Origin of the sequence: Mucilaginibacter inviolabilis (assembly GCF_011089895.1) — a bacterium.
Classification (GTDB): Bacteria; Bacteroidota; Bacteroidia; order Sphingobacteriales; family Sphingobacteriaceae; genus Mucilaginibacter; species Mucilaginibacter inviolabilis.
The window spans coordinates 501,378-517,394 of sequence record NZ_JAANAT010000005.1 but is presented as its reverse complement, the minus strand read 5'-3'; the positions used below and the strand labels follow the sequence as shown (position 1 = coordinate 517,394).

Annotated in this window: 13 protein-coding genes; 8 read left to right on the top strand and 5 right to left on the bottom strand. The window is 44.7% G+C overall.

Annotated elements, in window-relative coordinates; genetic code table 11:
* Window positions 1-11 precede the first annotated feature (11 nt).
* From G7092_RS28905 to G7092_RS28875, 7 genes are all read left to right on the top strand, one after another.
* Window positions 12-695 carry a fasciclin domain-containing protein gene (locus G7092_RS28905; protein WP_166095508.1) on the top strand — a complete coding sequence of 228 codons (684 nt, stop codon included), beginning with the start codon at window positions 12-14 and terminating at the stop codon, window positions 693-695.
* A gap of 82 nt (window positions 696-777) precedes the next feature.
* Window positions 778-2,472: a glycoside hydrolase family 28 protein gene (locus G7092_RS28900; RefSeq protein WP_202985452.1), complete on the top strand. Its 1,695-nt coding sequence runs from the start codon at window positions 778-780 to the stop codon at window positions 2,470-2,472.
* Between the two features lie 71 nt (window positions 2,473-2,543).
* On the top strand, window positions 2,544-3,995 hold the full coding sequence (locus tag G7092_RS28895) for a polysaccharide lyase 6 family protein (protein WP_235953966.1): 1,452 nt from the start codon (window positions 2,544-2,546) through the stop codon (window positions 3,993-3,995).
* Window positions 3,996-4,010: 15 nt separating this feature from the next.
* Window positions 4,011-6,065 carry a discoidin domain-containing protein gene (locus tag G7092_RS28890; RefSeq protein WP_166095505.1) on the top strand — a complete coding sequence of 685 codons (2,055 nt, stop codon included), beginning with the start codon at window positions 4,011-4,013 and terminating at the stop codon, window positions 6,063-6,065.
* A gap of 212 nt (window positions 6,066-6,277) precedes the next feature.
* Window positions 6,278-7,705 carry an alpha-L-fucosidase gene (locus G7092_RS28885; RefSeq protein WP_166095502.1) on the top strand — a complete coding sequence of 476 codons (1,428 nt, stop codon included), beginning with the start codon at window positions 6,278-6,280 and terminating at the stop codon, window positions 7,703-7,705.
* A 2-nt stretch (window positions 7,706-7,707) separates the two neighbouring features.
* A complete protein-coding gene (locus G7092_RS28880; protein ID WP_166095499.1) occupies window positions 7,708-8,508 on the top strand; it encodes a hypothetical protein in 801 nt (266 codons plus the stop codon).
* A 34-nt stretch (window positions 8,509-8,542) separates the two neighbouring features.
* Window positions 8,543-9,427, top strand: a complete 885-nt coding sequence (locus tag G7092_RS28875; RefSeq protein ID WP_166095497.1) for an AraC family transcriptional regulator — start codon at window positions 8,543-8,545, stop codon at window positions 9,425-9,427.
* A gap of 399 nt (window positions 9,428-9,826) precedes the next feature.
* On the opposite strand, the gene G7092_RS28870 is transcribed toward G7092_RS28875, so the two are convergent.
* The 5 genes from G7092_RS28870 to G7092_RS28850 all read right to left on the bottom strand — a co-directional run bounded on the left by G7092_RS28870 (window position 9,827) and on the right by G7092_RS28850 (window position 14,724).
* Window positions 9,827-10,810, bottom strand: coding sequence for an NAD-dependent epimerase/dehydratase family protein (locus G7092_RS28870; RefSeq protein ID WP_166095495.1), 984 nt, complete (start codon window positions 10,808-10,810; stop codon window positions 9,827-9,829).
* 107 nt (window positions 10,811-10,917) lie between these two features.
* Window positions 10,918-11,148 carry a hypothetical protein gene (locus G7092_RS28865; RefSeq protein WP_166095492.1) on the bottom strand — a complete coding sequence of 77 codons (231 nt, stop codon included), beginning with the start codon at window positions 11,146-11,148 and terminating at the stop codon, window positions 10,918-10,920.
* A gap of 75 nt (window positions 11,149-11,223) precedes the next feature.
* Complete coding sequence (locus G7092_RS28860; protein WP_166095489.1) at window positions 11,224-11,589, bottom strand: response regulator; 366 nt, start codon at window positions 11,587-11,589, stop codon at window positions 11,224-11,226.
* Between the two features lie 150 nt (window positions 11,590-11,739).
* Window positions 11,740-12,369, bottom strand: a complete 630-nt coding sequence (locus tag G7092_RS28855) for an NAD(P)H-dependent oxidoreductase (protein ID WP_202985451.1) — start codon at window positions 12,367-12,369, stop codon at window positions 11,740-11,742.
* A 108-nt stretch (window positions 12,370-12,477) separates the two neighbouring features.
* On the bottom strand, window positions 12,478-14,724 hold the full coding sequence (locus G7092_RS28850) for a transglycosylase domain-containing protein (protein WP_166095487.1): 2,247 nt from the start codon (window positions 14,722-14,724) through the stop codon (window positions 12,478-12,480).
* Window positions 14,725-14,841: 117 nt separating this feature from the next.
* Between G7092_RS28850 and G7092_RS28845 the strand changes: the two genes are divergently transcribed.
* Window positions 14,842-15,921 (top strand): Mrp/NBP35 family ATP-binding protein, encoded by a 1,080-nt coding sequence (locus tag G7092_RS28845; RefSeq protein ID WP_202985450.1) that lies wholly within the window; start codon window positions 14,842-14,844, stop codon window positions 15,919-15,921.
* Window positions 15,922-16,017: the final 96 nt, after the last annotated feature.

Below are 16,017 nucleotides of genomic sequence, written 5' to 3'. Positions count from 1 at the left end.
AAATGAAGAAGATGAAACAAGCACTTGTATGGCTTGCAGGGATGGGCCTTTTAATAAGCATGGCCGGCTGTAACCTGGCGGGATTAAAATTACAGGAAAATGCCGACTATCACCCCTATGTGCTTGATCCGCATATCAACAAAACCACCTGGCAGTATATTAAGGACCGCAGCTACAACTTTGCCGGGAAGGATACCATTTTTAAGCTCATGCGCCAGGCAATCGAATATTCAGGGATCGACACCAATTTATATATTAAAACCAATTGTACGTTTGTGCTATTGCATAATGATGCTGTTTTCAGAACAACGGTAGTAAATAAAGCGCCAACCATAACGGCAGATTGTTACTGGGGCAAATACCTGGTAAACGGCAAGCCGGGTACCAAATGGAGCGATTATCCTAAAGAACAGGTGAAAAACTACCTGTTGTATTTAATTGTACAGGGAGCATATTCATTTAATAATTTAACACCAACAAATGTGGTGGCCACCACGCTGCAACCTCAAAATTACGATCCGCTAAACCCAACATCGATCATGACCTTGCGGGTTAATAACGATCAGAACTTTACCATGCGGTTAAATGATTTTTCAAATTCAGTAGCTTATGTGAGTGTGCGTACCAGTAATATTCTGCCCATCAACGGGGCTATACAGGTAATTGACAGGGTTCTTTTTTATCAAACAAAATAGTACAGTGGTTTAATTGGTTCGCCGGTCTCGGCGGGGCTCCCCGCTGTGGCCGGTTCTTTAAACACACCGAAATTAAAAGCAAATGACAGATAAACACGACAACTCCGTAACCCGTCGTAATTGGCTGGGTACTATGGGCAAGATATCGCTGGCAACAGGGCTAACAGCGGTCAGCGCAGGGTCATTTGGAGCAGAACGCCCGGTTAAGGTAAAAGCAACCAATAATGATATTGGCGCGAGGGTGTATAACATTCGTGATTTTGGCGCCAAAGGGGATGGTAAAACACTGGATACCGCAGCCCTGCAATCAGCTATTGATGCTTGTAATAAGGAACAGGGCGGAACAGTACTGGTACCTGCCGGTGTATTTGTGATTGGCACGGTGGAGCTGAAAAGCAACGTTACCCTGCATATCGCAGCACAAGGAAAATTGCTTGGCAGTGCCGATGGTAAACAATATCATGCCTGCGAAGCTATCCCCCTGGATGTTGGCTGGACTATGAACGACGGCAACGTAGGACTGATATTTGCAGTTAATGCCGAGAATATCACCATTGAGGGTAACGGAACCATTGACGGCCAGGGCGCGCAATTTCGCAGCGATACCAAAGGTGTATTGCCACCAGCCGGTATCTCGGGGAATCATCGGCCGTATCATTTGCTTTTTTATCAATGTAAAAACGTAACGGTACGCGATATTTCGCTTATCAACAGCGCCTATCATTCCATCAGGGTTTGTATGTGCACCTTAGGAAAGTTTGAGGGCTTATATATCCGCAGTAAAGTAATCCATAACAATGATGGCTTTCACTTTATAGGCAGTACTTATATGCATGTTTCCAATTGCGATGTACAATGCCAGGACGATGCCTGTGCGCTGTTTGGGAGCTGTAAGTTTATAACTGTTTCAGATTGTTCGTTCAGTACGCGCTGGTCCGTGTTCCGGTTTGGAGGAGGGGAGGCCGAGAACATCATGGTTTCCAATTGTATTATTTATGAAACGTATGGCTGTCCTATAAAAATGCGCTGCTCACCCGGTTCGCGGTTTGAGAATATCTCGTTTTCAAACCTGGTGATGAAAGATGTAACTGGACCTATTTCCATTGGTTCGGGCAACGGTAAATCATCCGTTAATATCGTCGCGAATACCCCGGCAGTTGTGCGTAATATTTCCTTTAACCATATTCATGCCACAGTGGTAAAACCGGTGCAGCTTCGAGGCTCGGAGTTTACCAGTAAATACAATCCCGGCGAAATATTTTCATGCGTTACGCTGAATGCTATGGACGATATTTTTCTGGAAAATATCAGTTTTAACGATGTCCACATCGCATTTCCGGGCGGAGGTACAGCCGAGCAGGGTGCTGTGCGCGATGTGCCAAAAGTAGCAGCAGAATATTACCAGATAGGGGTACCACCCGCGTATGGTATATACGCCCGTAATGTACGCGGATTAACCCTCCATAACGTACGGCTGACCATGGACAGTCCAGACATGCGCCCGGCTGTTATACTCGATAATGTGGAAGACTGTTCTGTGAATGGCCTGAGCGCACAAGGACAAAAGGGTTCTGAATCGTTACTCCGTTTCATCAACACCCGTGATGTTTTGGTCAGTGCCCTAAGGGTATTAACACCTGTTACTAATTTACTACAAGCCGAGGGTAAAGAATGCGCTAATATTATCATAGATGGAGGAGATGTTGTTAAAGCCGACAAGGCCCTGATATTATCTTCAGGCGCGACTGCACAGGCGGTGAAACTACAGGGTTTGTAACAATGGTGTTAAAGCCAATGGAGTTTATCAATTAGCTTATTTGTGCAGATTAACCGTTAAAAAATAAACCGATGTTAGTTGTATACTCACAAAAACATATCCCAATGCACAAAAAGCATCCCAACTATCTAAAAAGCAATATGGCCAGATTGGCTGTTATGCTGATAGCTTTACTATTAATGCCTTCAAAAAAATTGTTAGCAGAAACGGTTACTGTTTCATCAATTGCCGATCTGCAAAAGGCCATTGATAAGGCTAAAGCCGGCGACTTGATCTTACTGGCCGATGGGGTTTATACCACCACCGAAGACATCATTGTTCGTGGAAAAGGTACCCGCGAAAAACTGATCACCATTGCCGCGCAACATATTGGCGCTGCCGAAATTACCGGTAAGGGAGGGTTTAATTTACAGAGCCCGGCAGCGTATATTATTATCCGTGGCTTTAAATTCACCCATGCGGCATCCAAAACCAAAACCGGGATAGGTACGACTCATTGCCGCTTTACCCAAAACATATTTGAAAACCAGGGCGATGGAGAAGATTTAACCGTTGCCGGCAGCGACCAGGAGGTAGATTATAACACGTTTCAAAACAAAAATGCCATGGGCCGGTTCATCGCCATTCGCGGCGAGGGCAAGCAAATAGCCGAACGGCTGTATATCCACCATAATTACTTTAATAATTTCGCCAGCCAGGGCGGTAAAAATGGAGCCGAAGCGCTTCAGTTTGGGTTGAGCGGTTTTAGCTTATCATCAAGCAACAGTGTGGTTGAATACAACTTGTTTGAACGCTGCGAAGGCGAAAATGAGCTGATCTCGGTTAAAGCATCGGCCGTAACTCTCCGGTATAATACTGTTCGGGATTGCCCGGCGCAGTTTACCCTGCGTCATGGCAACAAAAGCCTGGTATATGGCAACTACTTTTTCAATACACCTGGACTGAGGATATTTGGCGACGATCACCTCATCTACAGTAATTATTTCGAAAACTGCAGCTCGGCCATCGTGATAGGCAATGGCGATGGTGAGGTTGCCGATGGCGCCCAGCTTACCGCGCACGATCGGCCAGACAGGGTGCTGATCGCTTTTAATACATTGGTTAATAATAAAGAAAACATTATCCAAACCGGGCGCAAAAACGGACTGGGTGCCACTTATATTACAGTGGCCGATAATATCATCCAGGGTGGCGGACCGGCGGCTAGCATCGCTGGCCCATATGCTAATCCGCAATGGTTGGGTAATATCGTATTCCAGGTAAAGGATGCCGGGAGCATGCCGGCAGAAGGTTATACTACTGTTGATCCTAAACTTGTAAAAACTGCTTCAGGAACGTATCATTTACAAGCAGGTAGTCCCGCTATTGACCATGGAACCGCGGCTTATCCTGCTGTAAATACCGATATGGATGGTCAGCCGCGCGTCCAGCCTTTTGATATTGGTGCCGACGAATTAAGTAATGCGCCCGTAAAAGCACATGCGCTTCATCCATCCGAGGTTGGTTATCAGGCTAAAAATTAAACAGATTTGATCAACATGAAAAACAGTAGTGTATTTATATTATGCTGGCTCGTAGCTGTCAGCGCATTTGCACAAAAAAACAAAAGCCAGTGGGTATACCGGGGCAAGGATGGCAAGCTGGTTTACAAAACTACTCCCAGTGGCGACAGGATCATGGATTTCTCATCCGCCGGTTATATGGGCGGCGGTGTGGCATTGCCAACAGTCCCTGTAAAACGGGTAGTAAAACCATCGGGGAATGATGATACCCAGGCTATACAAAACGCTATAGACGAGGTGTCGACGATGCCTCTGCAAAATGGATTCCGCGGCGCGGTGGAGCTTGCTCCGGGTACATTTACCTGTTCTGGTCCAATTCTCTTATCAACAAGTGGGGTGGTATTACACGGTAATGGCAGTGGCGCGAACGGAACCACCATCAAAATGGTTGGAGATCACCATACAGCGATTGTTATCGGTCGCGGAAATACCGATATCCCTTTAGGCCGGACAGAAAAGGCCGATAGCAGCGCCGTTAATGCTGCCAAAACAGTTATTGCCAATGCCTATGTGCCATCGGGTAGTACATCCTTTACGGTTAGTGATGCATCTGGATTTAAAGCAGGCGATATAATAGCCATTAACCGGCCGGTAACCGAAAACTGGGTACATTTTATGGGAATGGATAATATGTGGCGCGATGGTAAAAAAGAAACCTGGCTCAAAGTAGGGGCACGCGGGATTACGAAAAGAACGATAGTGGCTATTTCGGGTAATAAAATAACGATTGATATTCCGCTGGCCGACTCCTACGATGCTCAATTTTTAAATGCTCCGGGTACAACCATCGTCAAAGCAAAACCGGTATCTCGGGTTACGCAAGTGGGTGTTGAAAATATACATATCCAATGCCCGCCGCTCGAAATTGATTACGGCCATGCCCCTTATGCAGGCATCCGTGTTGGCGGCGACGATTGCTGGGTAAAAGATGTGTACTGCGAAGAAACGATGAACACCACCGTGCTTGCCGGTAACCGTATTACCATGGAAAAGGTGATCGTGAAACATACCTACGCTAATCTCGGCGCATCCAAACCAACAGATTTTAGTTTGGAAGGCGGACAGAACCTGATCGACCGCTGCGAGATCACCGGTGGCAATATGTATTTTGTGTGGACTTCATCCTTAATTTCCGGTCCGAATGTTTTACTCAACTGCACCTTTAGGGGTACGCGGAGCCGGGTGCAACCGCATCAGCGCTGGGCAACCGGTCTTTTGGTGGATAACTGTACCGTGCCCGATGGCGGCATCGATTTTATGAACCGGGGTATTGCCGGTTCTGGCCACGGCTGGACGATGGGCTGGGCCGTAGCCTGGAATTGCATCGCCAAAACATACATTATTCAAAATCCGCCGGGCGCGGCAAATTGGGCCATTGGTTGTATCGGCAAACGTGAACAAACCGCGCGCTTGTTTGACAGCGAACCTGTTTTACCCGATGGCAATTTCGATTCGCACGGTTCGCCGGTGGAGATAGCAAGTCTTTACCTCGCCCAGCTGACAGAACGTTTAGGCATTAAGGGACTTAAAAATATAGGGTATGCAGGCAACACGATAGATATGTTCCCGAATAAGCAGGTTAGCTTATTGCCGCTAAAAACGCAAACAGATAAACTGGGCTTTAACGAAGCCATTGACCGCCCGGTAAATACCAGCGATGTAAAAGGCAGTACCCGCGAATTTGGCGGCGAAAAAGCGATCGACGGCAATCCCGCTACTTACTGGCGCACCAATGATGGTGTAACCAAAGCGACACTGGAGGTGGATATGGAAGGTCCTGTAAAAATAAACACCCTGCAACTCAACGAGGAAGGCCAACATATAACAGCCTATAAAGTAGAAGCCCAGTTAAACAGTGATTGGAAGTTGTTGACACAGGGAACAACCATCGGGAAAAACCAGGTGGTAAAATTCCCGGCGACCATTGCCTGGAAAGTTCGCTTAACCATACTGAAAGCCAATGATTATGTGGCCATCAATAACTTTGGTTTGTATATGGAAAGGGGGAGAAGCCCTGACAGTAAAATATAACCCGAACGAAAACGTTTGCGTAGATTATTGCAGCCAAATGTGGTACCAAACACCACGCGCATTGTATAGTAGATAAAAGCTATACAAATGTATGCTCATAACCAATTAATATAACCGTAGGCCATACTGGCTATTTAACCGGTTGCGCTCATTTATTCAATAGTAATATTATAAACCAGGGCAGGTACTATATCTGCCGAAATAAAAACCTGATGAAGAAACTTTTTATAGCCTGTTTGTTGTCTGTATTTTTTATACCTAGTGTTTTTGCTCAAAAAGAGCTTTCGCGCGATGAGCGCATGAAATGGTGGCGCGAGGCCCGTTTCGGCATGTTCATTCACTGGGGCGATTATGCCGAACTGGGCGGTATATACAAGGGTTACGAGGTTGGTCATGGCGGCGAATGGATCATGAACCGGGCTAAGATACCCGTTGCCGAATACCAGCAATTTGCCAAAAAATTCAATCCCGTAAAATATGATGCCGATGCCTGGGTAAAACAGGCTAAAGAGGCGGGTATGAAATATATTGTGATTACAGCCAAGCATCACGATGGCTTTGCCATGTTTAAATCAAACGCCAGTAAATGGAACATTGCCGATGCCACACCTTATGGTAAAGATGTTTTAAAACCTTTGGCTGCTGCCTGCAAAAAATATGGTATCAAACTCGGGTTTTATTATTCGCAGGCGCAGGATTGGAATAATCCGGGTGGAGCTGCTGCCCGCAAGGTAAGCGCCGAGGGCTGGCCAAATCCCGATTCGGCCAAAATAGATGCTTATACTAAAGACCACACCGGTCATTGGGATCCGGCCCAAACCACATCAACCATGGCCGAGTATATCGATAGGGTAGCCGTTCCGCAGGTAAAAGAATTATTGACCAATTATGGCGATGTAGCCGTAATCTGGTGGGATACGCCAACCAACATGACCGATGAGTTTGCTCAAAAACTGAACGATGTGTTAAAGCTGCAGCCCAATATCATCACCAATGATCGCTTAAAGCGCCCCAACTTTGCCGGAGATTATAAAACTCCCGAGCAAAAAATCCCTAACCTGAGTGAGCTGGATGGTAAAGACTGGGAAACCTGTATGACCATGAACGGCACCTGGGGCTATAAAAGCTATGACCATAAATGGAAATCGCCCGAAACACTGATCCATAACCTCGTTGATATCGCATCAAAAGGAGGCAACTACCTGTTAAACGTTGGTCCAAATGCAGAAGGAGAATTTCCGCAGGAAAGCATAGCCTCTTTAAAAAAGATGGGTGAGTGGATGAAAGTAAATGGCGAAGCCATATACGCCACCAAAGCAAGTCCGCTGCCTGCGCTAAGCTGGGGTCGTTGTACACTTAAACCCAATGGCAAAAATACCATACTGTACTTATCAGTATTTAACTGGCCCGCAGATGGCAAACTGGTTGTTCCCGGCTTAAAAAATGAAATAGTTAACGCCAAAATGCTGGCAGGTGGAACCACCTTAAAAACCGATGCATCCAACGATGGAGTAACTATAAATGTACCAGCCAATGCTACAGATAATATAGCCACTGTAATTAAGGTGGAAGTGAAGGGAGCGGTAGCATCCCAAACAGCCAATCAAAATGGTAAAATGAAAACCGGAGCGCTTGATTAACAATGAAATTTAATACCCCTGTATTTTTAATTATCGGCCTGCTGATCATGAGCAGCAGACTAAAAGCCCAGATTGTGCTGAAAGCTGATGGCAGCAGCGATGCTTATAAGCAGATATCGCGCATATTGGGTGGCGATGCCTGCGAAGTGCCCGATTGTGCCCATCCGGTTAAACATGTTACCGAGGCTTTTGATAAACAGCTCAATGAGTATGTGTTTGTTTTTCACAGCCATGTTAAGGAAGATAATGACCGCTGTAAAAACTTCGACCGCGAGCGGGTAGAGATCAAGACTTATGGCCCCTCTGCTGCTAATTTGAAAGGAGAGCTGGGCGAAACGGTTGAATACAAATGGAAATTTAAAATAGACAGTGGTTTTAAAGCCCAGCCCACATTTACCCACATTCACCAGATCAAAGCCGGCGATGGCGATGCCGGCGCACCTGTCATCACCTTTACGCCCCGGTATGGTCAGCCCGATCAGTTCGAGGTTATCCATACCGGGTCGGAAAAGGCAAGTTCGCAGGGCGTTTTAACCAAAGTAAATCTGGGCGATTTTAAAGGAACCTGGGTTGAAGCGACAGAAACGCTGCATTACGATACCCATGGCAGTTATACAGTCACTATTAAAAGGGTGGCCGATGGCAAAGTATTATTGAACTATACCAATAAGGATATCGATCTGTGGCGAAAGGGAACATCATTTTGCCGGCCAAAATGGGGAGTATACCGGAGCTTAAAAAGCACGGAATATATCAGAGATGAGGATGTTGATTTTGCCGATATCTCTATCCGGGAGCAATAGTTTTTGTTTTGATAACCAATTAAAATAAAATTGAATGAAGCCACAATTACTCAAAGTATCTGCAGGTCCTGCTCAGTCTTTCAGTGTACGACAAGACCTCATTCCATGTATTAACAACAGGTGGCATTACCACCCCGAAATTGAACTGATCCATTTTAAAAAAGGAAGCGGGACACAGTTTGTAGGTGATAATATCAGGCCATTCAATGCCGGGGATATTGTGATGATAGGCGCATATCTGCCGCATTACTGGCGCTTTGATGATGTTTATTTTGCAAAGGAAGAAACCGCCCCGGTTGATATCAGGGTAGCTCATTTTTGTGAGAATTTTTGGGGGAATGGGTTTTTACAATTGCCAGAAAATAAAATGATCAAAACGGTATTGGAAAAGGCCCGCCGGGGTATACAAATTACCGGCAGGGCAAAAAATGCCATTGCCGGGATTATGGAAAACCTGCTTACTGCCGAAGGATCAAAACGGATCATTTTACTGATGGAGGCGCTGAATATTATTGCCGGGTATGAGCATGCCGATATCCTGTCGTCTATTGGGTTTAGTCCGAACATGGATAAATCGGGCAATGATTGTATCAATGTGATTTACGAATACTCCCTGGCTAATTTCAAAAACAAGATCCATATGGATGAGCTTGCCGATTTGGCCGGCATCAGTCCAAATTCCTTTTGCCGGTATTTTAAATCGCGCACGCGTAAAACCTACTCCAAGTTTTTATTGGAGATAAGAGTGGGGCACGCCTGTAAATTACTTATCGAAAACAGGCTGCCTTTAAAGCAACTTTGCTATGAAAGCGGGTTCAACAACTTTACCAATTTTCATAAATACTTTAAGCAGATAACCGGTAAAAGCCCGCTGAATTATCAAAGGGAATTTATCCAGACAAAAACAAGCTCCTGGTAGGGGAAGGACAAAACAGCGAAAAGAAAAAGGCCTATTGAAGCGTAGACGCTAACTCTCACATAAGTTCAAGCGAAGGATGCTTAAACCGGCATGGGGCCAATAAAAAGCATGGGGATACGTGCGATTCCCTCCCTTGGGAGGGTAGGGAGGGGGTCTGTGCTACCTACATTGCGAATAAACCCCTCCCTGCCACCGCGCAATCCATCGCACCCCTCCCTCGGGAGGGAATTTAAACCGGAAATAGCTCTCCGTCATTTCAGGAACCCTTCAAGAGATGAAAAGTGGGTTTACATAAAAACGCACTATTTGACAGTGAAATGAATTTAATTCATTGATTATAAGTAAATTAAATTAATGTTAACCATAAAAAGTGTAAACCATGTAAACCCACTTTTGTCGCTATTCAACCGGATAGGGGCCCTGTTCAAAAACAGTATCATGATATCCCTTACTGCCTATTTCGCGGGATAAGGGACTCCTGAAATCGATGCCTTCGCCAAGGCATTTCAATACAAAGTCAAAATCATATTTGGGTTGCCAGCCCAGCTCAATGCGGGCTTTGGTGTTCACATACACACGGTCTATATGCGGAAACATGGTCCAGTTTTGCTGCGCAAAAAGCTGCTCATAATCCGGGAAAAGCCGTTTTACCACTTTCGGAGCATGATTATGGAGCTGAGCCAGATCATCCCTGGTAAAGGGCGTTGTACCCGAAATAATGTAGCGGCCAAACCCGATAGATTGAGCTTTTTCAACAGCCAGGAGATGTGCATCAACAACGTCTTCCATTTCTACCCGTCGGTATAACAGTTCGTTGGCCTGTACATTGGGCGCGCTGTATTTTCCTCTTACGGCGGCATCATCATCGGCTTCGGGGAAAAACCGGGATGTTCGCAAAACCACTACTCCTAAACCATGCTTGCGGGCAAACATTTCACAAAGACTCTCGGCTGCTATTTTAGTTACACCATAAATGTTTTTAGGGATAGGCGTTATTTCCTCGGTAATCCAGGCCGCAGGCTCACCAGGCGCGGGGTTCATCGCCGCTCCAAACGTACTGGTGGTGCTGGTATAAACAAAGGTGGTTATGCCGGCAGCTACGGCCTCTTCGAGCAGTACCAGTGTCCCCGAAACATTGGTGTCGATAAAATCCTGGTTGGAGTGGGTTACGATGTGGGGTTTGTGCAGCGTTGCTGTATGGATCACGGCATGTACATCCTTAAGGCAATTGCAAACAAATTCGCGGTTGGTTATGGAGCCTATATGATCTGTAAACGCTGATGCTTTAATATCTACACCCTGTGCCTGCCTGCCTTGTGCTCTGAGGCTTCGCAAAATGGCTTCGCCGAGATGCCCGGCGCTTCCGGTTACAAGAATACTCATGAAGCAAAAATATCATGTTTGCTTTATAAAAACAATGAAGACTTATACTGGGATATAGAAAGGGATTTATGTAGATTTTATTCCACAAAGGAGTAACCGAAAAATAACTACATCCTGAACCGAAGGGATACAGACCGGCCTAATGCCTGAGCCAATTCCGGATCAATCAGTGGGCCTTCTCCTTGTTGGATCCATGCGCCGCGGATATCTTTTTGAAGGGTTATTGTATCGCCGTTTAATAATATTTCAAGCTCGGTGGTAGCTTTATTAATTGGTGTAGTGTTTACCTGGTAAACGTGGTCGGTATCGTTATATGTTATTCGTAGTGGCAGGCCCATCTTTTTCTCCTCGGGGGTAAATATACAATTGTTGTTTATAAATCGGGCATTTTAAACAAAACTGGTAGCATTTGTTCAGGCGGCCAGTTGGTGCCCAACTGTTTCTATCAGGTTGTTCATACCAAAAGGCTTATGCAGTACATCATTGGGAGCGCCTTCCTGTTTTAAAAAACTTTCGGTGTCTTCAATGTCGGTACAAATAATTACGGGGAGGGCTTGGGTTTCTTTATTCCACTTAAGCAAACGGCACACATCTATGCCATCAATGCCGGGTAACACGGCATCAAGGATAATCAGATCAGGCTCATTTTGGCGGATGCTGCTGAATATCTGGGCTGCATTGTCGAGGGTAATTACTTCATAACCATTACTGGTTAATATGTATGACATGACCTCCGTCATTAAGCCATTATGATCAACTATCAATATTTTTTTTGCCATGATCTTTTTAATCATCATGATAGTTATGCAAAGGCCATGCCATTGATTCACTTGGCATTAAGAGAGGGGAGAAGGAAGAGTCAAGAATCAAGCGCCGGGATTTTAGAACTGGCTTTTCTTAATTCTTGACTCTAATATCTTGATTCAAATTTATATGTGAATAAACAGTTCTTCTTTTGGACGGCGTACTTTGATCATTTGGCTGTAACGATCATCATCGGCACGGAAACCAACGGCAGCTATAACCGATGCGGTTAAGCCTTTTTCTTTCAGGCCCAGTATTTCATCAAATTTTCCGGCATCAAAACCCTCCATTGGTGCAGCATCAACACCCAGTTCGGCAGCGGCGCTTAACAAAACACCTAAAGCGATGTAAGCTTGTCTGTGCGACCAGGCTATTTTTTGCTCATCGGTGCGGCTGCTCAGGGTTCCTAGAATAACCTGTTCGTAACCCTGCAGCGTTTCGCGGGCAACGTTGCGGGTTGAAGCAATCAGGTCGATAAATTTTTTGCCAAAATCTTCATCCAGCGTAGTTAATGATGCAAAAACAAACAAGGCAGACGAATCAGTAATTTGAGGTTGGTTATAACCTGCAGCACGTAATTTGGCTTTGGTTTCTGCATCCTGAACAACAATTACTTTGTATGATTGCAAACCATATGATGATGGCGCTAATTGTACAGCGCTTAATAAACTATCTAATTGAGTGGCAGTTATTTTTTTTGTAGTATCGAATTTTTTAACGGCAGAGCGCCATTGTAATTTTTCTATGAGTGACATGATATTCTCTATTTGTTAAACAAAATTAGATGTTTAAACAATTAAAATAGTCACCCAGATGTAAATTGAATGTTTAAACATTCAATTTACATCAATGTCATCCGCAAGCTATAGATTGGCCTTTTGTTTCAGCTCATCCTCTTTATCATCTTGTTCTTTTCTCAGACGTCGCTTTTCTTGTCTTATTTCTTTCCGGGTTTTGCCGGCAGTATCAATATTATCTATTTTTAACTTATACTCCTGTTTAAGCGCTTCAATTTGCTCTTTTAATTTCTCTTTAGCGGTTTTCTCTTTTTGCTTTTCCTGTTCTTCGGCCTTTTTCGCGGTAGTATCTTTTTTACCGAAGAGACGCTGGAAGAAGTTTGGCTTTTTTACCGGATCTTCCAGTACTGGCATCACTTCATTATCGTCGCTTTGTTTCATCAGGCTGTCGGCAGTGGCGGTATCTACCGGCGCAATAGCCCTACGCAGGCTTTCGCGCAGGCGAACGCCATAAAAGCCGTAGGCATTGGTGTCGCGGGCCGTATAGCCCTTTTGCGCCATTAATTTACCAATCAGGTTAAAATATCCATGCAGGCCCGGCCGCAGCGTACCATCGGGTTGAAAAGCATATAAGCCGCCTTTTGGATAGGGTACGATACTAGCCAGATAAATACTTTCGCCAAGGGTAAGTTCCGATGGCGATTTGCCAAAATAATAATGAGAAGCCTCTGATATGCCGTAAATACCGCGTCCCCATTCAATAATATTAAAATAAACCTCCAGCATCCGGTTTTTAGACATGATGCGGTTATTTTCAATGATCCACACAATCAGGATCTCTTCAATTTTACGGGCAAGTGTTTTTTCGCGACTCAAAAAGGCGTTTTTTACCAATTGCATGGATATACCGCTGCCTCCCCGTTTAAACTTTTTGGTTTTAAAATCGGTCACTAATGATTTACGCAGGGCTTCTTCCACAAAACCATGATTGGTGTAAAAGGATGGGTCCTCGGCCGTCATTACCGCATTGCGCAGGTTTGGCGATATTTGTTCCAGCGGGGTGAACTCCGGGTTTTCCGGACCGATCACATGCGGCGACATGGGCTTGCCTTTTTCATATGGCGTGTATACAAAAGTGCTGTTGAGTTTGGTCAAGTCGGTTTTGCCATATTTCACTATCCTGAAATTATCCTTGCTCAGGCGCGAATCAAATTGCAGGTCATCAGGTTTGGATGAATCCATGTAAAAATTAAGCGCATAGTTAAGCTTGCCGGCAACTTGTATACCATCCAGGGCATCAAACATACCGGAAGGGAAAGAATCGAAGATGTCGGTCGCGTTTAACCAACCGGTATTAATCTTAACCTCATATATTTTTACCGGGTTTAGCGTGTATTTGATAAATGGGCGCGCGGTAAGTTTTTTAATATGAATAAGTGATGAGCTGTCGATAGACACATAATTACTGCCCACAAACACATTCGCATCAATAGATGCATTTGGGAAAACGATATTGCCCGATGAAATACCCGGGTGATTAATGAGCAGGTTATGCACAGCCCATGAACCATAAATTTTTGTTTCGCCGCCACTATGTTCCACCTTGGTGAGTTTGGTACTGATGGTATCAAAATTTAATACCAGCCTAAACTTTTTCTGGATGATAGGCAGCTCCACTTTTTTGCCATCGGCATATAATTTTACGTCTATATCTTTATCAGATGGGTGCATTTTACCGGCGATATGCCAGGTGGCCGAGCCATTATCCACATCAATGGTTGAGGTAAGGTTACCATCTTTGATCAGCGCCGTTTTGGCCAGCAGTTTCAACCGGGTACTATCGTCCCTGAAACTGATTGAAAAGTTATTCAGGTGCAGGTTATCCGGAATCTTGTAAAGAACTTCATTCACCAGATGATCGGCCAGATCGGCCAGATCAACCTTGTCATGAGTGGCAGTTGTGTCTTTTTTCTTTTTAAACAGAAAGTCGAAGTTTTTAACCCCCTTTACACTGGTGAGGTTAATGAAACCGTCCTGCAGGGAAACATCGGCTAATTTAATATCGCCAACAATAAGCGGCAATAGCTTTACACTTACCACCAGGCTTTTGATATTCAGCAAACTGTCGCGATTTTCTGGTACTATCGAGATATCAGAAAATGCTACTGTGCTGGAGCCTGTAAAATGTGCCGAACCTATTTTTACATCTAAATTATAATCACTCCTGGCTTTTGCTTTAGCTTTGCTGATAGCTTTTTGAAGCAAGGCCTCACGTTTTGAATAGGCAATGTAGCCACCTATTAAAAGGATAAGCAGTAAGGGTATCAGTATAAATGCGGCTATGCGTATGTATTTAGGATTAAGACGCTTCATGTGTAAATTTTTCCAAAACTAAACTAAATCTTATCCCCTGCAAACGGTTGTTTCTGCAAATTGTTTCTTTAACAAACGCAAATCAACGGCCTGTTTTCATAAATTTGCCATAATATTATGATAATTACCAAAGAACAAGTTTTACAAGCCCTGGGTAATGTAGAAGAGCCGGATCTGAAAAAGGACCTGGTTACCCTGAACATGATACAGGATATTCATATAGATGGCAACAACGTTAGCTTTTCGGTGATACTAACCACACCGGCCTGCCCGCTGAAAGCAATGATTGAAAATGCATGTCGTAATGCTATTAGTTATTTTGTAAGCAAAGAGGCTGTAGTGAACATCAACATGACCTCGAGGGTTACATCGCAAAAAAACACCGGCGTTCCCGGTGTTAAAAATATTATAGCGGTGGCGTCGGGCAAAGGAGGCGTTGGTAAATCAACTGTGGCTGCAAATCTGGCACTGGGATTAGCCAAAGCCGGAGCTAAAGTAGGTTTGATAGACGCTGATATTTATGGCCCATCGGTTCCCATTATGTTTGGTTTGGAAGGCGCACGCCCGCAGGCCAGCGAGGTTAATGGTAAAACACGTATTGAGCCTATCGAAAAATACGGAATCAAGCTGTTGTCCATAGGTTTCTTTACAGATCCTAACCAGCCTGTGCCATGGCGCGGACCGATGGTATCAACCGCGGTGAAACAATTGTTTAATGATGCCGACTGGGGCGAGCTGGACTATTTGGTAATAGACTTGCCACCAGGAACAGGCGATATACATATTACGGTTACACAAACCTTCCCGGTTACCGGGGCGGTAATTGTAACCACGCCGCAAAATGTGGCTTTAGCCGATGCTAAAAAGGGGATAGGCATGTTTTTAATGCCGGCCATTAATGTGCCGATACTGGGTGTGGTTGAAAACATGTCGTACTTTACACCAGCCGAACTGCCCGAAAATAAATATTACATTTTTGGTAAAGGCGGCGGTCAAAAACTGGCAGCGCAACTGGATGTACCATTTTTAGGTGAAATTCCGTTAGTAAAGGGGATAAGCGAATCTGGCGATGCTGGCAAACCAACCATCCTGGAAGAAGATGGGCCAATGACCCAGGCATTTTTAGAGATGGCCCGTCGTGTAGCACAGCAGGTGGCTATTTCAAACGCGAAAGCTGTTGGTTCATTGGTTCAATAGTTCAAGGTTTATTGGTGCCTGGTCATGAATTAGATAAGATTACATGGTTAAGACCAATGAACTAATAAACTGATGAACAAATAAACAAATTGTTGT